The 24,507-nt window shown below is 73.2% G+C and carries 22 protein-coding genes; 8 read left to right on the top strand and 14 right to left on the bottom strand.

Translation table 11 applies throughout. The annotated features are described in order from the left end of the window. Nucleotides 1–9: 9 nt before the first annotated feature. The 4 genes from BU197_RS08055 to pdhA form a co-directional block, all read right to left on the bottom strand. A complete protein-coding gene (locus BU197_RS08055) occupies nt 10–864 on the bottom strand; it encodes an NTP transferase domain-containing protein (protein WP_188267526.1) in 855 nt (284 codons plus the stop codon). Between the two features lie 256 nt (nt 865–1,120). Then, the gene (locus BU197_RS08050; RefSeq protein ID WP_188267525.1) at nt 1,121–2,659 is read right to left on the bottom strand and encodes a dihydrolipoamide acetyltransferase family protein; all 1,539 of its coding nucleotides are present in this window, start codon (nt 2,657–2,659) and stop codon (nt 1,121–1,123) included. Further along, entirely contained in the window at nt 2,659–3,732 is a 1,074-nt protein-coding gene (locus tag BU197_RS08045) for an alpha-ketoacid dehydrogenase subunit beta (protein WP_411158458.1), read from the bottom strand. Before BU197_RS08045 ends, BU197_RS08050 begins: the two co-directional genes overlap by 1 nt. Beyond that, nucleotides 3,732–4,898: a pyruvate dehydrogenase (acetyl-transferring) E1 component subunit alpha gene (gene pdhA / locus BU197_RS08040; protein WP_188267547.1), complete on the bottom strand. Its 1,167-nt coding sequence runs from the start codon at nt 4,896–4,898 to the stop codon at nt 3,732–3,734. The genes BU197_RS08045 and pdhA overlap by 1 nt, the downstream gene beginning before the upstream one ends. Nucleotides 4,899–5,282: 384 nt before the next feature. On the opposite strand from pdhA, the gene BU197_RS08035 reads away from it, so the two are divergent. Further along, nucleotides 5,283–5,756 (top strand): Lrp/AsnC family transcriptional regulator, encoded by a 474-nt coding sequence (locus BU197_RS08035; RefSeq protein WP_188267546.1) that lies wholly within the window; start codon nt 5,283–5,285, stop codon nt 5,754–5,756. A gap of 148 nt (nt 5,757–5,904) precedes the next feature. Here the strand turns inward: BU197_RS08035 and BU197_RS08030 are convergent, their stop codons facing one another. Together BU197_RS08030 and BU197_RS08025 are read right to left on the bottom strand one after the other, a co-directional pair. Next, nucleotides 5,905–6,498: a TetR/AcrR family transcriptional regulator gene (locus tag BU197_RS08030; RefSeq protein WP_188267524.1), complete on the bottom strand. Its 594-nt coding sequence runs from the start codon at nt 6,496–6,498 to the stop codon at nt 5,905–5,907. Continuing rightward, a complete protein-coding gene (locus tag BU197_RS08025) occupies nt 6,495–8,186 on the bottom strand; it encodes a 3-hydroxyacyl-CoA dehydrogenase (protein WP_188267523.1) in 1,692 nt (563 codons plus the stop codon). The genes BU197_RS08030 and BU197_RS08025 overlap by 4 nt, the downstream gene beginning before the upstream one ends. A gap of 123 nt (nt 8,187–8,309) precedes the next feature. On the opposite strand from BU197_RS08025, the gene paaN reads away from it, so the two are divergent. Next, nucleotides 8,310–10,007, top strand: coding sequence for a phenylacetic acid degradation protein PaaN (gene paaN, locus BU197_RS08020; protein WP_188267522.1), 1,698 nt, complete (start codon nt 8,310–8,312; stop codon nt 10,005–10,007). 74 nt (nt 10,008–10,081) lie between these two features. Here the strand turns inward: paaN and BU197_RS08015 are convergent, their stop codons facing one another. From BU197_RS08015 to BU197_RS08005, 3 genes are read right to left on the bottom strand one after another with little or no spacing between them, the layout of a single operon-like run. Next, entirely contained in the window at nt 10,082–10,759 is a 678-nt protein-coding gene (locus BU197_RS08015; protein WP_188267521.1) for a TrmH family RNA methyltransferase, read from the bottom strand. Beyond that, nucleotides 10,756–12,177: an HTTM domain-containing protein gene (locus BU197_RS08010; RefSeq protein ID WP_223183497.1), complete on the bottom strand. Its 1,422-nt coding sequence runs from the start codon at nt 12,175–12,177 to the stop codon at nt 10,756–10,758. The genes BU197_RS08015 and BU197_RS08010 overlap by 4 nt, the downstream gene beginning before the upstream one ends. Beyond that, nucleotides 12,174–12,851 (bottom strand): DUF5819 family protein, encoded by a 678-nt coding sequence (locus BU197_RS08005; protein WP_411158457.1) that lies wholly within the window; start codon nt 12,849–12,851, stop codon nt 12,174–12,176. Before BU197_RS08005 ends, BU197_RS08010 begins: the two co-directional genes overlap by 4 nt. A gap of 423 nt (nt 12,852–13,274) precedes the next feature. Between BU197_RS08005 and paaA the strand changes: the two genes are divergently transcribed. The 6 genes from paaA to BU197_RS07975 all read left to right on the top strand — a co-directional run bounded on the left by paaA (nt 13,275) and on the right by BU197_RS07975 (nt 18,372). Further along, a complete protein-coding gene (paaA, locus tag BU197_RS08000; RefSeq protein WP_188267520.1) occupies nt 13,275–14,306 on the top strand; it encodes a 1,2-phenylacetyl-CoA epoxidase subunit PaaA in 1,032 nt (343 codons plus the stop codon). Next, entirely contained in the window at nt 14,303–14,590 is a 288-nt protein-coding gene (paaB, locus tag BU197_RS07995) for a 1,2-phenylacetyl-CoA epoxidase subunit PaaB (RefSeq protein ID WP_188267519.1), read from the top strand. The genes paaA and paaB overlap by 4 nt, the downstream gene beginning before the upstream one ends. 179 nt (nt 14,591–14,769) lie before the next feature. Beyond that, nucleotides 14,770–15,468, top strand: a complete 699-nt coding sequence (gene paaC, locus BU197_RS07990; RefSeq protein WP_317452229.1) for a 1,2-phenylacetyl-CoA epoxidase subunit PaaC — start codon at nt 14,770–14,772, stop codon at nt 15,466–15,468. Next, a complete protein-coding gene (gene paaD, locus BU197_RS07985; RefSeq protein WP_188267518.1) occupies nt 15,462–15,959 on the top strand; it encodes a 1,2-phenylacetyl-CoA epoxidase subunit PaaD in 498 nt (165 codons plus the stop codon). The genes paaC and paaD overlap by 7 nt, the downstream gene beginning before the upstream one ends. Continuing rightward, complete coding sequence (locus BU197_RS07980; protein ID WP_188267517.1) at nt 15,960–17,048, top strand: 2Fe-2S iron-sulfur cluster-binding protein; 1,089 nt, start codon at nt 15,960–15,962, stop codon at nt 17,046–17,048. 190 nt (nt 17,049–17,238) lie between these two features. Next, a complete protein-coding gene (locus BU197_RS07975; RefSeq protein WP_188267516.1) occupies nt 17,239–18,372 on the top strand; it encodes an acyl-CoA dehydrogenase family protein in 1,134 nt (377 codons plus the stop codon). A gap of 167 nt (nt 18,373–18,539) precedes the next feature. On the opposite strand, the gene BU197_RS07970 is transcribed toward BU197_RS07975, so the two are convergent. From BU197_RS07970 to BU197_RS07950, 5 genes are all read right to left on the bottom strand, one after another. Next, nucleotides 18,540–18,884 (bottom strand): rhodanese-like domain-containing protein, encoded by a 345-nt coding sequence (locus BU197_RS07970; RefSeq protein ID WP_188267515.1) that lies wholly within the window; start codon nt 18,882–18,884, stop codon nt 18,540–18,542. Nucleotides 18,885–18,950: 66 nt separating this feature from the next. Next, complete coding sequence (locus BU197_RS07965; RefSeq protein ID WP_188267544.1) at nt 18,951–19,691, bottom strand: hypothetical protein; 741 nt, start codon at nt 19,689–19,691, stop codon at nt 18,951–18,953. Nucleotides 19,692–19,940: 249 nt separating this feature from the next. After that, nucleotides 19,941–21,401, bottom strand: coding sequence for a DUF2252 domain-containing protein (locus BU197_RS07960; RefSeq protein ID WP_188267514.1), 1,461 nt, complete (start codon nt 21,399–21,401; stop codon nt 19,941–19,943). Nucleotides 21,402–21,734: 333 nt separating this feature from the next. After that, nucleotides 21,735–22,394, bottom strand: coding sequence for a response regulator transcription factor (locus BU197_RS07955; RefSeq protein ID WP_188267513.1), 660 nt, complete (start codon nt 22,392–22,394; stop codon nt 21,735–21,737). A gap of 42 nt (nt 22,395–22,436) precedes the next feature. Next, entirely contained in the window at nt 22,437–24,251 is a 1,815-nt protein-coding gene (locus BU197_RS07950) for a sensor histidine kinase (protein ID WP_188267543.1), read from the bottom strand. Nucleotides 24,252–24,507 lie beyond the last annotated feature (256 nt).

The raw sequence follows: 24,507 nt of genomic DNA, 5'->3' as shown, positions 1-24,507 counted from the left end.
TCTCCGGCCTCATCCGGCCTCGTCCTGCTCGGCTGCCCAGCGCTGGGCCAGCGCGGCGGCCTTGCGGGCGGCCTCGGCGACCGCTTCCGGTCCGCCGTCGGCACCCGCGCGCGCCGCCGCGTATCCGACCAGGAAGGTGGTCAGGGGCGCGGCGGGACGCGCCACCCCGTGGGCGGCGTCGCGGGCCAGGTCCAGCAGGAGGCCGGTGTCGACGTCCAGGTCGATGCCCAGTTCGTCCTTGACTGCGGTGATCCATTCGTCCAACACGGTCCCATGCTCCCTGATCCGCGCGCGGGCCGTGGCGATGTCCTCCCAGGTGTCGCAGTCGAAGGAGGCCAGGGGGTCCCCGGCGACCCTGACCGGGCGCAGTACCGCCGTGAGGTGACGCAGCGGCAGGTGGGCGAGACCGCCGTGGTCCCGCGCGAGTCCGTCGAGAGCGCGGCGCAACGGCCCGGCCCGGTACGCGGCGACGAGTGGCTGGTCCCGCCCTCCGGCGTCGGTCAGCAGCGCGACCTCGGCCTCGGGGCTCTCGTCGAGCGCGGTCAGGAGGCGCCGTACGGTGCCGTCGTCGAGGAACGGCAGGTCAGCGGAGAGAACGAGGAGAACGGGGGCGTCCGACTCGCGGACTCCGGCCCCGAGGGCGGCCGTCGGGCCGCCGCCGGGCGGCTCCTCCCTGGTCCAGCGGACGGGGCGGACCGTCGGGCGCGGTTCCCCGACGACCACGGCCCGGCCCGCGTCGGGGCAGGCCGAGAGGACCCGGTCGAGCAGGGTCCGCCCCCCGACCCGTACCCCGGGCTTGTCGGAACCGCCGAGACGCCGGGCGGCCCCTCCGGCGAGCACGACGACATCATGTGCGGTGGTCACCCGAGCAGTATGGGCCGCCGCGCCCGTCGGACGGCCGCCCCGTCCCACCCAGAGAGACGAGGCGGGGCCCGGCCGGGAGAGGGCGGGACTGGGGGCCGGGGCAGGGGCCGGGGCCGGGGACCGTCCGGGGCTGGGAGCCGCCAGCCCCGAGTCCCAAGCCCCGACCCGCCGCGCTTCAGCCCGTTCCTGGTCCGGGCCGTTCCTGGTCCAGGCCGGGGCCCGCCCCGAGCCCCGGCGGGTGTCACCCCGGTGGGTGTCAGAGCGTGCGGAGCAGGACCGCCGGCTGTTCGACGCAGTCCGCCACGTACCGCAGGAAGCCGCCCGCCGTGCCGCCGTCGCAGACCCGGTGGTCGAAGGTGAGCGAGAGCTGTACGACCTGACGAACGGCCAGTTCGCCCTGGTGCACCCAGGGTTTCGGGATGATCCGGCCGACGCCGAGCATCGCCGCCTCCGGGTGGTTGATGATCGGCGTGGATCCGTCGACCCCGAACACCCCGTAGTTGTTCAGGGTGAACGTGCCCCCGGTGAGATCGGCCGGGGTCAGCGCGGAGTCCCGGGCGGCCTCGGTCAGCCGGGCGAACTCGGCCGTCAGGGACTCCGCCGTACGGGAACCCGCGTCCCTGACCACGGGCACGACGAGCCCGCGCGGAGTCTGGGCGGCGAAACCGAGGTGCACGTCCGGAAGCCGGACGATCTCCCTGGCGGCGGTGTCCACGGTCGCGTTCAGCTCGGGGAACCGGGCCAGGGAATGGGCGCAGATCCGGGCGAGCAGCGCGAGCAGCGCGATCTTCGGCCCGCCCGCCGCGTTCATCGCCGCCCGCGCACCCATCAGTTCGGTCGCGTCGGCGTCGACCCAGCAGGTCGCGTCGGGGATCTCCGTACGGCTGCGGGACAGCTTCTCCGCGACGGCGCCCCGGACCCCGCGCAGCGGAATCCGCTCGCCGACGCGAGCGGCGGCCGAGGCGGCGGCGGGAGCCCCTGCCACGCCCCCGACCGGGGTGCCGACCGGAGCCGTGGCAGGGGCGGGCGGGGCCGCCGGGGCGGCGAGGGCCTGTTCCACATCGGCCCGCAGGATCAGCCCCTCGGGCCCGGAGCCCTGTACCTCCCGCAGGTCGAGCCCATGGTCCCTGGCCAGTTTCCGTACGAGCGGCGAGATGACCGGCACCGGCCCGGTACCGGCCACGGCCACCGCGACCGGAGCGGCGGCCGTGGCCGGAGCGGTCGGCGCCGAGGTCCGCGCAGAGGTCCGCGCCACGGCCGGATTCTCGGGCCGGACCCGGCGGCGACGGGCGGCGGGGCCCGCCGTGCCGTAGCCGACGAGCACATTGCCCGAGTACTCCGAGGAGACGGCCGTCTCGGCGGCGGTCCGCGCGGGAGCGGCGACCGGGACGGACCCCCCACCACTGCCCGCGCCGCCACCCGACACCGGGCCCGGACTCGTACCCGTACCGGAAAGCGAAGCCGTACCCGCACCCGCACCCGCGCCGAAAGCCGGATCCGCACCGGCAACCGCACCGGTACCCGCGCCTGAATTCGGCGTCGTCCCCCCGCCTCCCACCGCCACCGTCAGGAGCGGGGCGCCGACGGGCAGTTCGGTGCCCTCCTCGCCGTAGCGGGCGGTGACGACTCCGCCGTACGGGCAGGGCACCTCGACCATCGCCTTGGCCGTCTCGACCTCGACGACCGGCTGATCGACGGCGACGACATCGCCGACGGCGACCAGCCAGCGCACGATCTCCGCCTCGGTGAGCCCCTCGCCGAGGTCGGGCAGCTTGAACTCAAGGACCGTGGCCATCAGCTTCCCGCCTCCCACTGCAACCGCGCGACCGCGTCCAGGACCCGGTCCACGCCCGGGAGATGGTGCCGCTCCAGCATCGGCGGCGGATACGGGATGTCGAAGCCGGTGACCCGCAGCACCGGCGCCTCCAGATGGTGGAAGCAGCGCTCGGTCACGCGCGCGGCGATCTCCGCGCCGGGCCCGCCGAAGCCGGTCGCCTCGTGGACCACGACCGCGCGGCCGGTGCGCCGTACCGAGGCGCAGACGGTCTCGTCGTCGAAGGGCACGAGCGAGCGCAGGTCGACGACCTCCAGGTCCCAGCCCTCGGCCCGCGCCGCCTCGGCCGCCTCAAGGCAGACCGGCACGGAGGGGCCGTAGGTGATCAGGGTGGCCCCGGCACCGGGGCGGCGGACGACGGCCCTGCCGATGGGTTCGACGGGCGCGGGCGCCTCGGGCGACCAGTCGGACTTGGACCAGTAGAGCCGCTTGGGCTCCAGGAAGACCACCGGGTCGTCCGACGCGATGGCCGCGCGCAGCAGCCCGTAGGCGTCCTCGACGGTGGCCGGGGTGACGACGTGGAGCCCCGGAGTGGCCGTGTAGTAGGCCTCCGAGGAGTCGCTGTGGTGCTCGACGCCGCCGATCCCGCCGCCGTACGGGACACGGATGACGATCGGCATCGGCATCGCGCCGCGCGTACGGTTCCGCATCCGCGCCACATGCGAGATCAGCTGCTCGAACGCCGGGTAGGCGAACGCGTCGAACTGCATCTCGACCACCGGGCGCAGCCCGTACATGGCCATGCCGACGGCCGCGCCGAGGATGCCCGCCTCGGCCAGCGGGGTGTCGGTGCAGCGGTCCTCGCCGAACTCCTTGGCGAGCCCGTCGGTGACCCGGAAGACGCCGCCGAGGGTGCCGACGTCCTCGCCCATCACATGGACGGTCGGGTCCTCGGCCATCGCGTCGCGCATCGCGCGCTGGAGCGCCTGCGCCATGGTGGCCGGTTTGGGCCGCCCACCGGGCCCGGCCGCGCCGGCGGCCCCACCGGCTCCGGCGGTCCGGCCCGTCGCGGCACCGGTCGTCGCGGTCGTCATCACGCCTCTCCCTCGCCCTCGGCTTCGAGCTCGGCGCGCAGCTGCGCCGCCTGTTCGCGCAGCTGCGCCGTCTGCTCCGCGTACACATGGGAGAAGAGGTCCATCGGGTCGAGCACCGGGTCGGCGTTCATCCGTTCGCGCAGCTCGGCCGCCATCGTCTCGGCGGCTTCGGCCGCCGCGCGCCTGCCGTCCTCGTCGAGCAGACCGCGCGCGGTGAGGTCCCGTTCGAGCAGCAGGATCGGGTCGTGGGCACGCCAGGCCTCGACCTCGCCGGGCGCGCGGTAGCGGGTGGCGTCGTCGGCGTTGGTGTGGGCGTCGATCCGGTAGGTGACGGCCTCGACCAGGGTCGGTCCGCCGCCGCGCCGGGCGCGGGTGACGGCCTCGGTGAGCACCTGGTGGACGGCGACCGCGTCGTTGCCGTCGACGAGCCGGCCGGGCATCCCGTATCCCACGGCCTTGTGGGCGAGGGTGGGGGCGGCGGTCTGCTTGGCCAGCGGTACGGAGATCGCGAAGCCGTTGTTCTGTACGAGGAAGACCACGGGTGCCTGCCAGACGGCCGCGAAGTTCAGCGCCTCGTGGAAGTCGCCCTCGCTGGTGCCGCCGTCGCCGACCATGGCGAGGGCGACCACGTCGTCGCCCTTGAGCCGGGCGGCGTGGGCCAGGCCCACCGCGTGCGGGAGCTGGGTCGCCAGCGGGGTGCAGAGCGGTGCGACGCGGTACTCGTGCGGGTCGTAGCCGGTGTGCCAGTCGCCGCGCAGCAGGGTCAGCGCCTGGACGGGGTCGAGGCCCCGGGCGACGGCCGCGAGCGTGTCGCGGTAGGAGGGGAAGAGCCAGTCCCGGTCCTCCAGGGCGAGCGCGGCGGCGATCTCGCACGCCTCCTGCCCGGTGGTGGACGGGTAGACGGCGAGCCTGCCCTGCTTGGTGAGGGCGGTGGCCTGGGCGTTGTACCGGCGGCCGCGGACCAGCTCCGCGTAGAGCCGGAGCAGCAGCGCGGGGTCGGCGTCGGCCACGGCGTCGGTGCCGAGCACGCGCAGCGGCTCGGTTTCGGGCAGCAGGGGTGCGGGGTCGGTACGGGGCTGCCAGGCGGGCGGCGGGACGGGTCGGTGGGACGGGACGGCACCGGGCGGCTCTTGGACTGTCGAACTGCGCTGTTGCAACGAGTCCACCTCCTCGTGGGAGCGGGCATAAGACCCGAAGGCGGGTGGCGCGGGTGTGGCGCGCCTCACCTACCGATTGTTCGGTCGTGGAGGCATTTTGGCTACAGGCACCTTCAGCCTGTGGACAAACGGTTCTCCACAGCCTGGGATGTGTACAGGTCGTCCACCGGAGAGAGGCGGGGGGACATGGCGGATGAACAAATGGCCGTCGATCGGGGCGGGGATCCGGGGGGCGGTACGGGTGACGGCGTCGGCGGAGGCATCGGAAAGGCTGTCGGGGAGGGCGTCGGCGGGGTCGTCGGCGAGGGCCTCAGGGAGGCCGTCGGAGAGGACCTGGGCGGCGTCATGGGTGAGGGCGAGGCTCCGGGGGAGGAGCTGAGCGCCCCGTCCGGGATGTTCCCCGAGGTGCTTCCGGCCCGCCCGCTCGACGCGATCGACCGCGACATCCTGCGGCTGCTCCAGACGGACGGACGGGCCTCGGTGCGCTCGGTGGCCGAGCGGGTGCACATCTCGCGGGCCAACGCGTACGCGCGCATCAACCGGCTCATGGACGACGGGGTGATCCGGGGCTTCAGCGCCCGCGTCAACCACGAGCGGGCGGGGCACGGCGCCTCCGCCTACATCACGCTCAAGATCGTCCAGAACTCCTGGCGCACGGTCCGCGAACGGCTCAGAGCACTGCCGGGAGCCTCCCACATCGCGCTGGTCAGCGGGGACTTCGACGTACTGCTCCTGGTGCACACCCCGGACAACCGGTCACTGCGCGAGCTGGTGCTCACCCGGCTCCAGTCGATCCCGGAGGTGCTGTCCACGCGCACGTTGCTGGTCTTCGAGGAGACGGACCTGAACGCCGACCCGGGGGTGTGAGGCCCCGGCTCCAGGAGCCCCCGGCAGCCCGCTTCGGGTCCCGACGGGGACTCCCTTCAGGGCCTGACGGGATACCCCTCCCAGGACGTGACGGGGCCCCTCTTCGGGACCTGACGGGAACCCTCCCAGGACCCCGCCCGGTGCCGCCTCAGCGGGCCGCCCTGAGCCCGTCGAAGGCCAGGCGTGCGACGGTCTCGGCGAGCTGCTCGCGGTCCGCCGAGGCGTCCGGGTGCGGCCGGTACCACTCCACCAGGGAGTTGATCATGCCGAAGAGGAGCCGGGTCGCGAGCCGGATGTCCACATCGGCCCGGAGGTCGCCCTCCTCGGCGGCGGACCGCAGGAGTTCGGCCACCTTCTGGTCGAACTCGCGCCGCCGCTCCATCGCCCACCGCTCGGTGCCCGTGTTGCCCCGCACCCGGAGCAGCAGCGTCACATAGGGCAGTTCCGCTATCAGCACCTCGACCGTGCGGCGCGTGACGTACTCGACCCGCTCGACCGCCCGCCCGCGCCCCGCCTCCGGCTCGTCGAGGATCGCGAAGAGCCCGTCGAGCGCCCGGCTGACGGCCCTCCGCAGCAGCTCCTCCTTGCCGGAGACATGGTGGTAGATCGACGACTTGGAGATGCCCGCCGCCTTGGACAGGTGCTCCATGGAAGTGCCGTCGTAGCCGCGGTCGTTGAAGACCCGGACGGCGACCGAGAGCAGCGTCTCGGGGGTGTACGTATCGCGCTTGGCGGTCGTCATCGGGGCTCCTGCGCGTCTTCCGCGGTCTCGGCGTCATCGGTGGCATCGGCGTACGCCCGGCGCGCGGTGGCCAGGCTGGGCGCGTACCGGCCCGTGGGGTAGCGCTCGTGCAGCGCGTCGAGAAGCTCCCGTACGCGCGCGTGGCCCAGCTTCGCGGCCCATTCGAGCGGTCCCGCCGGGTAGTTGACGCCCAGGCGCATGGCGGTGTCCACGTCCTCGGCGGTGGCCACGCCCCGGTCCACGGCGTCGGCCGCGAGATCGGCCAGCATGGCGACCGTACGGGCCACGATCATGCCGGGCACGTCGCCGATCACGGAGACCCGCTTGCCGACGGCCTGGAAGAGCCCGACCGCCTCGGCGAGCGTCTCCTCCGAGGTCCCTTCCCGGGTCGAGAGGACGATCCGGGTCGCGCGCGCGTAGTCCAGCGCGAGGTCGAAGTAGACGATCTCGTCGGTGTCGTACTCGAAGGAGGTCTCACCGTCGGCGAGGCAGAGCCGACCACCGCCGGGCAGCAGCACGTACCCGTTGCCGCCCTTGCGCCGGACCTGGATCCCGGCCGCCTCGAAGAGCCCCACCAGGGGCTCGGCGGGGCCGAGATCGCCCCGGACCGCGATCCGCTTCGGCGCCTCCGCGAGCGGCGCCGTGTGCGGGGCGGGCGGCTCGGTGCCCTCCGCGTACGAGAACCAGCCCCGGCCCGTCTTGCGGCCGAGGCGCCCGGACTCCACGAGGCGGCGCTGCGCGAGCGAGGGCGTGAACTTGGGGTCCTGGTAGAAGGACTCCCAGACGGAGCGGGTGACGGCCTCGTTGACGTCCTGGCCGATCAGATCGGTCAGTTCGAAGGGACCCATCCGGAATCCGCCGGACTCGCGCAGGGCCGCGTCGATGGTGGCCGGGTCGGCGGCGCCCTCCTCGAACACCCGCAGCGCCTCCGCGTAGAAGGGGCGGGCGATCCGGTTGACGATGAACCCGGGGGTGTCGGCGCAGCGCACCGGGGTCTTGCCCCAGCCCTTCACCGTGGCGTACGCGCGCGTGGCCACGTCCGGATCGGTGGCGAAGCCGCTGACGACCTCGACCAGCGGGAGCAGCGGCGCCGGGTTGAAGAAGTGCAGTCCGACGAACCGGCCCGGAAGGCGCAGACCCCCCGCGACGGCGGTGACGGAGAGGGAGGAGGTGTTGGTGGCGAGGACGGTGTCGTCGGCGACGACCTCCTCCAGGTCGGCGAAGAGCCGTTGCTTGACGGGGAGCAGTTCGACGACCGCCTCGACGACGAGGGCCGCGTCGGCGAGTTCCGCGAGGTCCCGGGCCGGGTGCAGCCGTCCCAGCGCCTCCTCGCGCGCGGTGGCGTCCATGCGCCCCTTCGCGACGAGCCGGTCCAGCCGGACGGCGAGGGCCTTCGCGGCCTCCTCGGCACGGCCGGGAGCGCTGTCGTAGAGGCGCACGGGGTGCCCGGCGACCAGGGCGACCTGGGCGATTCCCTGGCCCATGGTGCCGGTGCCGACGACGGCGACGGCACGGCTCCGCGCCACGGCGGCGGACGCGCCCCCGGTCACGGTCACCTCGCCGCCCTCCCGGCCGGTCCCACCGCCGCTTCCCCGGTCGGCCGCGCCGTCGCTTCCCCCGTCGGCCACGTCGGCGCTCCCCTGATCGGTCACGTCCGCGCTCCCCCTGCCGGTCACGTTGGCGCTCATAGGGTGATCCTCCCCGATGGGTTATCCACAGGTTCGACAGGCCCCCTTGTCCCGACCGATCGTTCGGTTACTCTAACTCCGTACGCGTCTCCCTGCCCAGCTCGACGAGGAGTTGGTCCATTCATGGCCACCGCTCAGCTGACCACCGACCGTCTGGCCGAGAAGCACCGGCCCACGCTCGATCAGGCGCTCGCCACCATCCGGACCCGTGCCTACTGGTCGCCGCACCCCGAGCACCCGAAGGCCTACGGGGCGGACGGCTCGCTCGACGCCGCGGCCGGTCTCGCCGCCCACCAGGCCGTGCTGAACACCCGCTTCGAGCTCGACCAGCCCGGCACCGACGACTGGACCGGCCGCGAGACGTCGCCGTACGGCCCCGCGCTCGGCATCGAGTATCCGCACCCCGACATCGACGTCCTGCTGCCCGCGATGCGCGCGGGCACCGCCGCCTGGCGGGACGCAGGCCCGGAGACCCGCGCCCTGGTCTGTCTGGAGATCCTGTCCCGGATCTCCGCCCGCTCCCACGAGTTCGCGCACGCCGTCATGCACACCAGCGGGCAGGCGTTCGTGATGGCGTTCCAGGCGGGTGGCCCGCACGCGCAGGACCGGGGCCTGGAAGCCGTGGCGTACGCGTACGAGGAGCAGACCCGCACGCCCGCCGGACGGGTCGACTGGTCCAAGCCGCAGGGCAAGCGCGACCCCCTGGAGCTGAGCAAGGAGTTCACCCCGGTCGGCCGGGGCGTCGCCCTGCTCGTCGGCTGCAACACCTTCCCCACCTGGAACGGCTATCCGGGCCTGTTCGCCTCCCTCGCCACCGGCAACCCCGTCCTGGTCAAGCCCCACCCGCGCGCGGTGCTGCCGCTCGCGCTCACCGTCCGCGTGGCCCGCGAGGTCCTCGCCGAGGCCGGTTTCGATCCGAACCTGGTGGCGCTCGCCGTCGAGCGGCCGGGCGAGGGCATCGCGAAGACCCTCGCCGTCCGGCCCGAGATCCGCATCGTCGACTACACGGGCTCCACCGCCTTCGGTGACTGGCTGGAGGCGAACGCACGCCAGGCGCAGGTCTACACGGAGAAGGCCGGGGTCAACACGGTCCTGATCGACTCGACCGACGACTACCGGGGGATGCTCGGCAACCTGGCGTTCTCGCTCTCCCTGTACAGCGGCCAGATGTGCACCACCCCGCAGAACCTGCTGATCCCCCGCGAGGGCGTCGCCACCGACCAGGGCCCCAAGTCGTACGACGAGGTGGTCGCCGATCTCGCCGCCGCGATCGACGGGCTGCTGGGCGACGACACCCGGGCGAACGGGCTGCTCGGCGCCCTGGTCAACCCGGACGTGAAGGCACGCGTCGAGGCCGCCGCCGGCCTGGGCGAGGTGGCCCTCGCCTCCCGCGAGGTGGTCAACCCGGAGTACCCGGACGCGGTGGTCCGCACCCCGGTCGTCGTGAAGCTGGACGGCTCCAAGCCCGACGACCAGGCCGCCTTCCTCGCCGAGTGCTTCGGTCCCGTCTCCTTCGCCGTCTCGGTGGACTCCACCGAACAGGGCCTCGATCTGCTGCGGCGCACGATCCGCGAGCAGGGCGCGATGACCGTGGGGGCGTACACGACCTCGGAGGAGACCGAGCGCGCGGTGGAGGAGGTCTGCCTGGAGGAGTCGGCGCAGCTCTCGCTGAACCTCACCGGCGGGGTCTTCGTGAACCAGACGGCCGCGTTCTCCGACTTCCACGGCTCGGGGGGCAACCCGTCGGCGAACGCCGCCCTGTGCGACGGCGCCTTCGTCGCCCACCGCTTCCGGGTGGTGGAGGTCCGCCGCCAGTCCTGAACGGGGCGAGCCACGCGCGCGTGGGGGGGGGTGCGGCCGATCGGGCCCGCCCACGTGCGCGGGGGCCGCTCCCGTCAGGGGGCTTCGATCTCCGCGTACCGCTGCACCCACGCGTGCATGGCGATCGCGGCGGCGGCGCCCGCGTTGATGGAGCGGGTCGAGCCGAACTGGGCGATCGAGCAGACCATCTCCACGTGGGCGCGGGCCTCCTCGGTGAGCCCGGGGCCCTCCTGGCCGAAGAGCAGCACACAGCGGCGGGGCAGCACGGTCCGCTCCAGCGGCACGGCGCCCGGCAGGTTGTCGATGCCGATGACCGGGATGCCCTCGGCCGCCGCCCATGAGGTCAGCGACGCGGTGTCGGGGTGGTGCCGGACGTGCTGGTAACGGTCGGTGACCATGGCGCCGCGCCGGTTCCAGCGCCTGCGGCCCACGATGTGGACCTCCTTGGCGAGGAAGGCGTTGGCGGTCCGAACCACCGAGCCGATGTTGAAGTCGTGGCCCCAGTTCTCCACGGCCACATGGAAGTCGTGGCGCCGGGTGTCGAGGTCGGCGACGACCGCCTCCCGCGTCCAGTACCGGTAGCGGTCCACCACATTGCGCCGGTCGCCCTCGGCGAGCAGCTCGGGGTCGTACCGCTCGCCCTCGGGCCACGGCTCCGGGTGCGGCCCGACGCCGATCTCGGGGCCGAAACCCTCGTCGTACTGGACCGGCTCGGCGGTCCCGGATCCGGGACTCTGTTCGGTGGTGCTCACCCGACGAGGGTACGGGGGCCGGGCTCCTCACCCGTACGGCGCTGCTCGGGCAGCGGCTCGGCGCCCTTCCGCCGCAGCAGCCGGTCCCTGCCCCTGGCTGCCCTGACGCCGAGCGCCAGCAGGAACGGGGTGGGCAGGAACACGGCGTCGGCGGAGATCATGGCGAGCGAGAAGACCGGCAGCCCGAGGAGCAGCGCGATCCCGGCGTGCTCCAGCATCATCACGACCAGCAGCACGTTCTTGACCCTGCGGTGGAAGAGCGTGAACGGGAAGGCGACCTGGACGATCACCGTGCCGTAGGTCACCAGCATCACCATGACCCCGCTGGCGCCGAGCAGCTCCGAGAGGGCGGGCCAGGGGGTGAAGTAGTCGAGGTTGAGCGGGTAGAACAGCGCGGTGCCGTCCTGCCAGCGCGAGCCCTGGATCTTGTACCAGCCGGCCGTGGCGTAGATCAGACAGACCTCCGCCATGATCACCAGGAGGGCGGCGTTGTGGGCGAGGTGGGCCAGCGCGTCCAGCAGGGTGCGCGGCTCGCCGGGCGCGCTCCGGCAGACCAGCCACCACAGGCCGTTCCCCAGCCAGAGCACCCACAGGAGCACCGGCAGCCACCACTCGCCGGTGACGTTCGAGAACCAGGTCGTGACGAGGAGGAAGCCGCCGAGGACGGTCCACAGGAGCGGGCCGACGCGGTCCCGGCCCTGCGGCTCTCCCGCGCGTGAGGCGCGCGCCTCGCGGGCGGCCCGCCGGGCGTCGAGGGACCAGACCTGGGAGCACCGGGTGAAGACGAGGTAGAGCGCGGCGAGGTGGAGGACGTTGTCGCCGCCGTCGCCCACGAAGACGGACCGGTTCAGGAGCGACAGGACGCCGACCATGAACACGGCGGAGACGGCCCGGGTGCGCCAGCCGAGCAGCAGCAGGACGGCGGAGAGCACCGCGACCGCGTAGACGAACTCGAACCACGGGCGCCCGTCCGACCACAGCAGCACCGTGAAGGCCCGGTTGTCGGCGATCAGCCGGTTGGCCATCTCCCAGGACCAGGGGCCGTCGGGACCGTACAGCTCGGCGCGGTGGGGGAACTCGCGCAGCAGGAAGAACAGCCAGGTCAGCGAGAAGCCGATCCGGATGACCGCGCTCTGGTACGGGCCGAGGGAGCGGCTCGTGACGGTCTGGACGGCCCGCGCGAGCCGCCGTTCGAAGGACTCACGCGCGCGCGTGGAGCCGGTTTTCGGGGCACGCGCGCGCGTGGAGCCGGATTCCGAGACGGGAGCGGGGGCGGGGGCGGGCGCGGGAGCGAGGGCGGAGGCGGGCGCGGGCGCGGGCTCCGGGAGGGTCCTGGAGAGGGGCTCCGGGGCGGCGCTGGGGCCAGGGGTGGGGCCAGGGGTGGGGGCAGAGTTGGGGGCAGAGTTGGGGCTGGTCATCGGCCCGCCTCCGTACGGCTTCGGTCGGTTCCGGCGGGACGGTCGGCGTCGGTGACCGGCCACCACGGGAACTCACGGGTGGAGGTGGCGGTGTCGGTCTTCTCGGTGCTCCACGCGGGTGCGGGGACGGGCCGGGTGACCGTACGGAGCTGGATGCGCCGCACCTCCCCGGAGAGCGCCTTCCCCTCGGCGTCCCTGAGGCCGGGCAGGGCGTCGAGCCTGAGCATCGCGATCCGGCGCATGTACTCCTCCGAGAGCGCGCCCCGCAGCCCGTTGGGGCGGTGGTCGTCGCCGTGCGTGCCGAGGTAGAAGTCGATGGCCCGGCGGAGTTCGTTCTGCTGGGTGTGGCTGGGCATCGGGTTGTGCCGGATCGCCTCGGCGTCCTGGGCGGTGAGGTCGATCCAGCCGCCGGTGCGACGGGCGCCGTCGGGGGCGGCGACCTCGGCGCGGACCTCCACCGAGACGTTCTGCTGGAGCGGATTGGGCGCGAAGAGCTTCCAGTTCTGCTCGAACTCCGGGTAGATCCAGTCGTCCACGGCCTGACCGTGCCGTTTGGTCAGCGTGTTCGCCGGCGCCACGTGCAGGAACACCATCGCCAGATGGACACCGGCGAAGACGCCGACGACGGCGAGCGCCACGGCGAGGACGACCTGGTAGGGCAGCGACAGGGCCATGATCCCGCCGGAGGGGCGGCTCGGGTCCGGGTCTTCACCGGGGGCCGCCCCTGAGACGGACCCCGAGACGGATCCGGGGGTGAATCCAGGGAGAGATCCGGGATCGCCCCCGGGGGCGGATCCACGGGCAGGTCCGAGGTCGTCGCCGGGGTCGTCGCCAGGGGCGGGTCCGGGGGTGGGATCAGGCCCGGGGGCAGGGACAAGTCCGCTGGTGGGAGCCGGTGTGAGGGGTTCCCCGGTGCGGTCGGGTGGGCGATGTGCCGATTGGCCGCCGTCCACTCCGGCCGCGTCCTTCTCGACGTCCGCGTCCATCCCGCCCCGATCCCGATCGGCCCACTCGGTTATCCACAGGGTTGACACCATACGGGCCGCCGACTCACCATTGAAGTCATTCAACCGAACGATCGGTCGGTAGGGGGCCCGATGACCGCAGTGACGGCAGGGACGGCAGGGACCACGGGCGTGCCCGGAGCGTCGGACGCGACCGCGGCGGCGGAGCAGGCCGCGTACGAGGCCGTGTTCGACGCCGCCGTGGCCGCCGACGAGCGGATCGAGCCCCGCGACTGGATGCCCGAGGCCTACCGCGCCTCGCTCGTCCGGCAGATCGCGCAGCACGCCCACTCCGAGATCATCGGCATGCAGCCCGAGGCGAACTGGATCACCCGCGCGCCCTCACTGCGCCGCAAGGCCATCCTCATGGCCAAGGTGCAGGACGAAGCCGGCCACGGCCTGTATCTGTACAGCGCGGCGGAGACCCTCGGCACCAGCCGCGACGAACTGCTCGACAAGCTTCACTCGGGCCGCCAGAAGTACTCCTCGATCTTCAACTACCCCACGCTGACCTGGGCCGACGTCGGCGCCATCGGCTGGCTGGTGGACGGCGCCGCGATCACCAACCAAGTCCCCCTCTGCCGCTGCTCCTACGGGCCGTACGCCCGCGCGATGGTCCGCGTCTGCAAGGAGGAGTCCTTCCACCAGCGCCAGGGGTACGAAGCACTGCTCGCCCTCTCCCGGGGCACCGAGGCGCAGCACGCCATGGCCCAGGACGCCGTGGACCGCTGGTGGTGGCCCTCACTGATGATGTTCGGCCCCCCGGACGACGAGTCCGCGCACTCCGCCCAGTCGATGGCCTGGAAGATCAAGCGCCACTCCAACGACGAGCTGCGCCAGCGTTTCGTCGACATCGCCGTCCCGCAGGCCGAAGCCCTCGGCCTCACCCTCCCCGACCCGGACCTGCGGTGGAACGAGGAGCGCGGGCACTACGACTTCGGCGCGATCGACTGGGCCGAGTTCCGGGACGTCCTCAAGGGGAACGGCCCGTGCAACGACCAGCGGCTGAGCAGACGGCGCCAGGCCCACGAGGACGGCGCCTGGGTCAGGGAAGCCGCCGCGGCCCATGCCAGAAAGCACCAGGACACCGGCGGACACGGCGGAGACGGGAAGGCACAGGAATGACGAGCGACGGTTGGCCGCTGTGGGAGGTGTTCGTGCGCTCCCGCCGCGGACTGTCCCACACCCACGCGGGCAGTCTCCACGCCCCCGACGCGGAGATGGCCCTGCGCAACGCCCGCGACCTGTACACCCGCAGGAGCGAAGGCGTCTCGATCTGGGTCGTCCCCTCCTCGGAGATCACCGCCTCCTCGCCCGACGAGAAGGACCCCTTCTTCGAACCGGCGGCGGACAAGCCCTACCGCCACCCGACGTTCTACGAGATCCCGGAGGGGGTGAAGCACCTGTGAGCACCGCCGAGACCGACACCACCGCCCTCGCGCCCGCCGCCGGTGCGCCCGCTGCCGGTGCGTCCCCTGCCGATGCGCCCGCCGCCGGTGTGTCCACCGCCCCCGCGTCCGCTCCCCACGGTTCCGTTTCCGCCGCGTCCGCTCCCCGGGAGGCCGTTCCCCACGCGTCCGTCCCCCGGGTGGCCGCGCTCGCCCTCGGCGACGACGCCCTCGTCCTCTCCCACCGGCTGGGGGAATGGGCCGGCTCCGCCCCCGTCCTGGAGGAGGAGGTCGCCCTCGCCAACATCGCGCTCGACCTCCTCGGCCAGGCCCGAGTCCTGCTCTCGCTCGTCGGCGACGAGGACGAACTGGCCTACCTCCGTGAGGAGCGCTCCTTCCGGAACGCGCAGCTCGTCGAACAGCCCAACGGCGACTTCGCCCACACCATCGCCCGGCAGCTCTACTTCTCCACTTACCAGCACCTTCTGTACGGGCGACTGGCCGACGGCAGCGGGCCCTTCGCCGCACTCGCCGCCAAGGCCGTCAAGGAGGTCGCCTACCACCGGGACCACGCCGAGCACTGGACCCTGCGCCTCGGCGACGGCACCGAGGAGAGCCACCACCGCATGCGGCGCGCCTGCGACGCCCTGTGGCGGTACACCGGCGAACTCTTCCAGCCCGTCGACGGCCTCGACGTGGACCACGAGGCCCTGGAGGGCGACTGGCTCGCCGCCGTCACCGACGTCCTCGGCAAGGCCGGCCTCGCCACGCCCACCGGCCCCCGCACCGGCGCCTGGTCCGCCGGGGCGGGCCGCCAGGGCCTGCACACCGAACCCTTCGGGCGGATGCTCGCCGAGATGCAGCATCTGCACCGCAGCCACCCGGGGGCGACATGGTGACCATGACGGCCCTGGAAGAGGAGCTGGCCCGGATCGCCGGCGCCGTCCCCGACCCCGAGCTGCCCGTCCTCACCCTGGCCGACCTCGGCGTCCTGCGCGGAGTCCAGGTCACCGGACCCGGCAGCGTCGAGGTCTCCCTCACCCCCACCTACACCGGCTGCCCCGCCGTCGAGGCCATGTCCTCGGACATCGAGCGCGCCCTCCACGAGCACGGCGTCCCCGAGGTCTCCGTCGTCACCGTCCTCGCCCCCGCCTGGTCCACCGACGACATCAGCGAGGAAGGACGCCGCAAACTCGCCGAGTTCGGCGTCGCCCCGCCCCGCCCCCAGGGCCCGGCGGACGGCCCCGTCCCGCTCACCCTCGCCATCCGCTGCCCCCACTGCGGCTCCACCGACACCGAACTCCTCAGCCGCTTCTCCTCGACCGCGTGCAAGGCCCTGCGCCGCTGCACCGCCTGCCGTGAACCGTTCGACCACTTCAAGGAGCTGTAGATGGCCTCCTCAGGCGCCGAGCGGGCCGGGTTCCACCCGCTCAGGGTGAGCGGGGTCGAACAGCTCACCGACGACTCCGTCGCCGTCACCTTCACCGTCCCGCCCGAACTCCACGAGGCCTACCGACACCTGCCCGGCCAGCATCTCGCCCTGCGCCGCACCGGCGGAGACGGACAGGACGTCCGGCGCACCTACTCGATCTGCACCCCCGCCGCCCCAATCGGCGAGCCCCCCGTCCTCCGGGTCGGCATCCGGCTCGTCGACGGCGGCTCGTTCTCCACGTACGCCCTCAAGGAACTGGCCGTCGGCGACCTCGTCGACGTCATGGAACCCCGGGGCCGCTTCACGCTCTCCCCGCGCCCCGGCCACTTCGCCGCCGTCGTCGGCGGCAGCGGCATCACCCCGGTCCTCTCGATCGCGGCCACCCTGCTCGCCCGCGAGCCCCAGGCCCGGTTCTGCCTGATCCGGAGCGACCGTACGGCCGCCTCCACGATGTTCCTCGACGAGGTCGCCGACCTCAAGGACCGCTACCCCGACCGCTTCCAGCTGGTCACCGTCCTCTCCCGGGAGGAGCAGCAGTCCGGGCTGCCGTCGGGCCGCCTCGACCACGAGCGGCTCACGGCGCTGCTGCCCGCGCTGCTGCCCGTCGCCAGCATCGACGGCTGGTTCCTCTGCGGTCCCTTCGGCCTGGTCCAGGGCGCCGAGCGGGCCCTGCGCACGCTCGGCGTCGACCGCGCCCGCGTCCATCAGGAGATCTTCCACGTCGACGACGGCTCCGCCCCGGCCAAGGTCCCGGCCGGAGACACCCCCGCGCACGCCACCCTGACGGCGACCCTGCACGGCCGGTCCGGCAACTGGCCGGTGGAGCGGGGGGAGAGCCTGCTCGACACGGTGCTCCGCGCCCGCGCCGACGCCCCGTACGCCTGCAAGGGCGGGGTGTGCGGCACCTGCCGTGCCTTCCTCGTCGGCGGGGAAGTGCGGATGGACCGCAACTTCGCCCTAGAACCGGAGGAGACGGCCGCCGGATACGTCCTGGCCTGCCAGTCCCACCCCGTGACCCCGGATGTGGAACTGGACTTCGACCGCTGAGACGCCCCCTCGGACGCGTCTCGATCACCCTCGGACGCGCCTCGGAATGTCCTCGGGCCCGCCTCGCCCGAAGCGCCGTACGGCCGCCTCTGGCGGGGCCTGGGGTGCGTCACCCCTTCCTTTCCCCTCACCACTGCCCTATTTTGACGATCCGTCAGATGCGTGTGGGCTCCAACTGGAGGTCAGGGCAGTGGACTTCACCTTCACCGAAGAGCAGCAGGCGGCCGTCGAGGCGGCCAGGGCCGTCTTCGCGGATGTCGCACCCGACTCCGTCCCCAGTCCCGCCCTCACCCGGGGAGCGGTGGCCGAGGACTTCGACCGGCCGCTCTGGTCCCACCTCTCGGCCACCGGGCTCCTCGCCCTCACCGTCTCCCCGGACCACGGGGGCGCGGGGCTCGACCCCGTCGCCCTCTGCCTCGTCCTGCGCGAATCGGCCCGGGTCCTCGCCCGCGTCCCCCTCCTGGAGACCAGCGCCGTCGCCATGACCATCGAGCGGTACGCGCCCCGCGCGACCGCCGCCCGACTCCTCCCCCGCGTCGGCCGGGGCGAACTCGTCCTCACCGCCGCCTCCCAGGGGCGCACCGGCCACGAACCCGCCGAGTCCGCCGTCACCGCACGCCGTGACGGCGACGGCTGGATCCTCGACGGACGCCAGACCGGCGTTCCCTGGGCCCACCGCGCCGACCTGATCGCCGTACCCGCGCACACCGCCGACGGCCACACCGTCCTCGCCCTGTCGCCCCGCGCCCACCCTGGCCTCGGCCTCGCCGCGCAGTACTCCACCCACGGCGAACTCCTCGCCGAGCTGAGCCTGGACTCCGTCCGGCTCGACGCCGCCGACGTCATCGACGCCGAGGGTGCCTGGGAACGCCTGCGCGGACTCCTCACCACCGGCACCTGCGCGCTCGCCCTCGGCCTCGGCGAAGCCGTCCTCACCATGACGAGCCGGTACACCGGCACACGCGAACAGTTCGGCCACCCCGTGGCCACCTTCCAGGCCGTCGCCGTCCAGGCCGCCGACCGCTACATCGACCTGCGGGCCATGGAAGTCACCCTCTGGCAGGCCGCCTGGCGCCTCGGCACCGACGCCGAGGCCCCGCTGCCCGTCGCGGGGGACATCGCCGTCGCGAAGATCTGGGCCTCCGAAGGGGTCCGGCGCGTGGTGCAGACCGCACAGCATCTGCACGGCGGAGTCGGCGCCGACACCGACTACCCGCTGCACCGCTACCACGCCTGGGCCAAGTACCTGGAACTGTGCCTCGGCCCCGCTCCGGCCCACGAGGAAGCACTGGGCGACCTGCTGGCCGCCCACCTGCTCGGCTGACGGCCCCCGGTTCCGGCGCCCCGGAGGCCGTCGGACCCGTACGCCGGACTCGGGCGGGCGTCGGCCCCACCCGTCAGGCCCGTACGTCAGGCTCGGGGCCGTCGGAGCCGAACGTCAGCCTCGGGGCCGTCAGGCCCGTACGTCAGCCGACGAAGGCCGGGCGTGCGTCAGAGGACGAAGGCCGGGCTGCCGCTCCCGCTGACCATCGGCCGTCCGGCGCCGTCCCAGGCGAGCATTCCGCCCTCGACGTTCACCGCGTCGAAGCCCTGCTGCACCAGGTACTGCGTGACCTGCGCCGACCGGCCGCCCACCCGGCACATCACATACGCACGGCCCCGCTCGGCGACGGCCTCCGTGACCTCGCCGAAGCGGGCCACGAAGTCGCTCATCGGCACATGCAGCGCGCCCTCGACGTGCCCGGCCGCCCACTCGTCGTCCTCCCTGACGTCCAGCACCAGGGCATCGGCCGGCACGGAAGCCGCGTCCACCGAGGGCAGCGGGGAGAAATTCATGGGAGGGGCCTTCTCTCGTGGGTCTCACACGGCGTACGACCCGAAGGATTCGGGCGCACGGAAAACCTACTGCACCAGCTCCGCAAGCTCGTTCTCCCGCTCGGCGACCTGCCCGAGCAGCTGCTCGGCGATCTCCTCAAGGAGACGGTCCGGATCGTCCGGCGCCATCCGCAGCATCGCGCCGATCGCGCTCTCCTCCAGCTCACGCGCCAGCACTGACAGCATGTCCTTGCGCTCGGCCAGCCATTCGAGACGGGCGTACAGCTCCTCGCTCTCGCTGAGCCGCTCGGCGATCACCGGGCCCGCCTCCCACTCGGCGAGCAGCTCGCGCAGCAGGCCCTCGTCACCGCGGGCGTAGGCGGCGTTCACCCGGGTGATGAACTCCTCGCGGCGCTTGCGCTCGTCCTCCTCGCGGGCCAGATCGGGGTGGGCCTTGCGCGCCAGCTCCCGGTAGAGCCGGCGGGCCTCGTCGCCGGGACGGACCCGCTTGGGCGGCTGCACCGGGCTGTCGGTGAGCATCGCCGCCGCCTCGGGGGACAGGCCGTCGGAGTCGAGCCAGTCGTGGAACAGCTCGTCCACCCCGGGCATCGGCAGCACTGCGGCCCGCGCCTCCCGGGCCTTCCGCAGATCCTCCGGGTCGCCGGTACGCGCCGCACGGGCCTCGGCGATCCGGGCGTCCAGCTCGTCGAGCCGCGCGTACATCGGACCGAGCTTCTGGTGGTGCAGCCGCGAGAAGTTGTCCACCTCGACCCGGAAGGTCTCGACGGCGATCTCGAACTCGATCAGCGCCTGCTCGGCGACCCGCACGGCCCGCTCAAGCCGCGCCTCGGGCCGCTCGTCCTGCCCCGAACCGTCCCCGGACCGCCCGTCCTGCCCGTCCTGCCCGGCCGGACCTTCCTGCCCGGCCCGACCGTCCGGTCCGGCCTGCTCGGTCTGCTCGTCCCGCACCGACCCGGCCTCGGAGCCCTCGTTCGCACCCTGGTGCCCGCTCACGTCCACGCCCGCCTACGTACTCGATCCGGCTCGTCCCGCCCAGCCTACGGTCCGCCCCCGGGGTCAGACGCCCGGGTCCGCAGCTATACGGCCCGTTCGGATGGCATCGAGCAGGTCCGCGTGGTCGGCCGTGGTGCGGTCCGCGTACGAGACGGCGAAGGCGGCGACGGCCTCGTCGAACTCCTCGCCCTTCCCGCAGTACCCGGCTATCAGACGCGGATCGGCGCTGTGGGCGTGCGCGCGGGCAAGCAGCGCGCCGGTCATCCGGCCGTAGTCGTCGACCTGCGCGGGGGTGAGCGCGAGCGGGTCGACGCTCCCCTTGCGGTTGCGGAACTGGCGCACCTGGAACGGACGCCCCCGCACCGTCGTCCAGCCCAGCAGGATGTCGCTGACGACCTGCATCCGCTTCTGGCCGAGGACCACCCGTCGCCCCTCGTGCCCGGCGTCCGGCGCGAGGAAACCGGCGGCCGGGAGGTGGGGAAGCAGCGCGGAGGCCCTGGCCTCCTTCACCTGGAGAACCAGGGGCTCGCCCCGGTGGTCCAGCAGAAGCACGACATAGGAACGGGTGCCGACACTGCCGGTGCCGACGACCCGGAACGCGACGTCGTGCACCGCGTACCGCGCGAGGAGCGGCAGCCGGTCCTCGGACACGGTCTCCAGATACGGGCCGAGGGCGGCGGCGACGGCCGCGGCCTCCGCGTCGGGCACCCGGCGGAGCACCGGGAGCGCCTCGACGAACCGGCGGCCGCCGCCCTCGGCCTCGGTCACGGCCTCGGTGGAACGGGAGGCGAAACGGGCGCTGGTGTTGTTCCGCGCCTTGGCCGAGACCCGTTCCAGGGTGCCGAGGAGATCACGGGCGTCGGTGTGGGAGACCAGTTCCTCGTCCGCTATCGCGTTCCAGGCGTCGAGCGCGGGGAGCCGGGCGAGCAGCCGCATGGTCCGGCGGTAGGCGCCGACGGTGTCGAAGGCGGCGGCACGACAGACGTCCTCGTCGGCGCCGACCTCCCGGCCCGCGAGGACGAGGGAGGTGGCGAGCCGCTTGAGGTCCCACTCCCAGGGCCCGACGATGGTCTCGTCGAAGTCGTTGAGGTCCATCACGAGCCGACCCCGGGCGTCTCCGTAGAGACCGAAGTTGGCGGCGTGGGCATCGCCGCAGAGCTGGGCGGCGATGCCGGTGACGGGGGTGCCGGCGAGGTCGTGGGCCATGAGCCCGGCGGAACCCCGCAGGAACGCGAAGGGGCCCGCCGCCATCCGGCCGACCCGCAGCGGGGCAAGCTCGGGCACACGGCCCCGGTTCGACTCCTCGACGGCCCGGACTGCGTCCGGCCGGTCGGCGGCGAGGGCGGGCGCGCTGTGCACGGAGCGGGGGACGCGGTCACGCAGTTCCTTGCCCCGGACCTTGGGGGAGACGCCGGTACCGACGACGGCCCGACGCGCGAAACCCGGCACATACGGCACACGCCCGCCGTCCCGCTCCCCGCCCGAACCGCGCTGCCCCGGCACCACGGCCTGGATCTCGTCCATGGCACTTCCTCCCCCGATGCGACTTTTCAACATCATCCGGCGCCGACGTTACCGCCGCACCTCGGTGATCGTCTTCCCCTGTGGATAACTCCTGAGGCGGCCCGGCGGTCGCACTGTCCGGACTTCTGGGGCCCTCCCCCCCTCCCCCCTCCCCTCCCGCCCTGTTCCCGTTCCCCGTCCCAAAGCCCCCGTCCCAAAGCCCCCGTCCCAAAGCCCCCGTCCCCAAGCCCCCGTCCCCAAGCCCCCGTCAGCGTCCGCGTCCGTGCCCACTCCCGTCCGCCCCCACCCGCGTCCGTCCGCCGTCCCCCGTCCCCCGTCCGCCCCCAAGTCCCCCTACAGCCCCGCGTCTCTGGCCAGCAAGGCTGCCTGGACGCGGTTCTCGCAGCCCAGTTTGGACAGGATGCGGCTCACATATGTCTTCACCGTCGCCTCGCTCATATGCAGTCGGCGTCCCGCGTCCGCGTTGGAGAGGCCTTCTCCGAGCAGGGCGAGGACCCCGCATTCCTTCTCGCTGAGGGCCGCCACCCGGCCTCGTGCCTCCTCGGCACGGGCTGCTTCCCGGCCCGAGGCGAGCCGTTCCACCACGTGCCGGGTCGCCGCGGGCGACAGATAGGCGTCTCCCGCCGCTGCCGCTCTGACCGCGCCGATCAGCTCGGCCGGGGCCGTGTCCTTGAGCAGGAACCCTGCCCCGCCGTACTCCAGTGCCCGCAGCACGTTGTCCCGCTCGCCGAATGTCGTCAGGATGATCACTCGGGCCGCCGGGGCCGCCCTGCGCAGCTCCGGGAGGGCGGAGAGCCCGTCGAGCACCGGCATCTGGATGTCGAGCAACACCACGTCCGCCGCGTGCGCTCGGGCCGCCTCGACCGCCTGCCGCCCGTCGGCGGCCTCTCCGACGACCGCGATCCCCTGATCCGAGTTGAGGATCATCCGAATCCCGGCCCTGATCAGAGGCTCGTCATCGGCGATCACGACCCTGATGGGCTGCCCTGCCACAGCTGTTTCCCCCGTGCTCCGGTACGAGCGGTCCCCTGCGCGCTACCGCGCGTCGATCTCGTACGACTTCTTCTCGATCAGCTTGCCGTCCTTGAAGCAGAACCGGTAGACGGGCTCCTTCTCGGAGTCGGCACCGAACTCGTAGGACATCAGCGTCAGGCACTCCGAACCCTCCGGCTCGGCAGGGCCCTTGCCCTCGATGCCCGCGGTGGCGATCGTGTCGCCCGAGGGCAGCAGATCCCGTACGTCCGCCTCGGTCATCCCGACCTCGATCATCTCGTACTGGTCGGCCGTGATCAGGCCGTCCTTCACCGATCCCATCAGGAAGTAGAGGCCGAATCCCCCCGCGACCACGAGCAGCACCAGCGCGGCGAACGCTATGCCGCAGCCCAGCGCGATCGAACCGCCCGTGCTTCTGCCCCTGCCCCCGCGAACCGCCATGGCCAGCTCCCGCTCCGTGAACGTCCAGTCGGCCGGTCCGACCTCGACCGGACGACCATCTCCCGCCAGGGGCCTGGTGGTCTGCTGCCGGAAGTCGTCGGCCGCATCGACCAAAGGAGCCGCCTCCGCCACGGGCGCGGCCCCGTACGGCAGCATTCCCGCGACGCGGAAGCCGCCTCCGTCGGCCGGGCCCGCGTGGCACATGCCGCCGACGAGCCGCGCCCGCTCCGCGAGGCCGGTCAGCCCCTGTCCTCCGCTGACGACGTCCTTCGCGGGGCCCGACGTGGGCCGGGCGTTGACGACCTCGACGACGAACGTGTCGGGCTCGTAGCGCAGTTCGACTCCGATCGGGGAGCCGGGGGCGTACTTGTAGGCGTTCGTCAGGGCCTCCTGGACGATCCTGTACACGGCGTGGTCGGCGGCCGGCGCCAGTGGCCGTTCCTCCCCCGCGCTGCGCAGCCCGACCTCGGTCCCGGCGGCCCGTGCCGACTCCACGAGTCCCTCGATGCCCGCTATCCCGCGCGCCGCCCTGCCCGTCTCGTCCCCGGTCCGCGCGGAGCCGGCCGTCTCGCCGCCCGAGGCCTCGACGCCGTCCCTGAGTATCCCGACGACCTCCCGCAGCTCGTGCATCGCCGTCACCGACGCGTTCCGCAGGACGCCGACCACCTCGCGCTGCCGGTCGCCCAGCTCCCGGTCGACCTCCAGGGCGCCCGTGTGCACGGCGATCAGGGCCAGTTGGTGCCCGAGGCTGTCGTGCATGTCCTGAGCGATCCGCTGCCGCTCCCGCTGCCGCGCCTGCCAGACGACCATGGAACGCTCCCTCAACAGCTGCGCGTTGCGCTCCTGGAGGGCGTGCAGCAGGGTCCGCCGCTGTCCCCAGTAGCGGTGCGCGAGCCCCGGCGCCAGGACGGCTCCCAGGTAGTAGAGGGTCGTCATGAGGGCGACGGTGAGCAGCTGCCGCGAGTCCAGGACGTCCAGGACCGTGCCGCCGACGTTCAGCACGAAGGCCACGATGAACGCGGCGAGGGCCCGTCCCACCCCGACGACGTACCGGCCCGCCGACCAGCCCGCGACGAGCAGCGGCAGCCCCATGCCCGGCAGGAAGGGCGCGAGCCCCGCGGTCACCACGAGGACGCTCGCGGGCAGTCTGCGGCGCACCAGGAAGAGCAGGGCGGAGCCGACGGCGACCCCGGCCAGCCGCAGACCCTCGCCGCCGAGAAGCTCCTCCGTTCCGGCGCTCAGCAGTGCGAGGACGGCGGCGAACGCCAGCTCACCGGTGGTCCTGCGCCCCGACCACTGCCCCGGCACCGCGAACCAGGCCCACGCGGCACCGAGAACGCCCCAGGCACCCGCACGGGCCCCCCGCCCGCCCTCGGGCACCGACCCCCGCGCGCCCGGCTTCTCCGACTTCGACATCGCTTTCACGCTCGCACCCTAGGCAGCGCCCTCGGCCCACGGCTTCTCTCTTTCGTCTCGCCCGGCAACGACAAAAGTCGCGGCACGAAAGAGACTTCACCCACCGGAAACCAACGGCCCAGCGGCCCAGCGGACTAAAGGCCCAACGACCCCACGCGCTCAGAGCCGGGGGGGGGCACCAGACCGACACCGTCTGGGACACGGACAAGCTGTACGCGCCTCCCGTCGTCACGGTCGGCACGGTCGGCAGCGGCTC

The organism is Streptomyces sp. CBMA291 (assembly GCF_014596525.1).
Lineage (GTDB): Bacteria > Actinomycetota > Actinomycetes > Streptomycetales > Streptomycetaceae > Streptomyces.
Note: the sequence above shows the minus strand (reverse complement) of the source record. Positions and strands in the feature narration are given on the sequence as shown.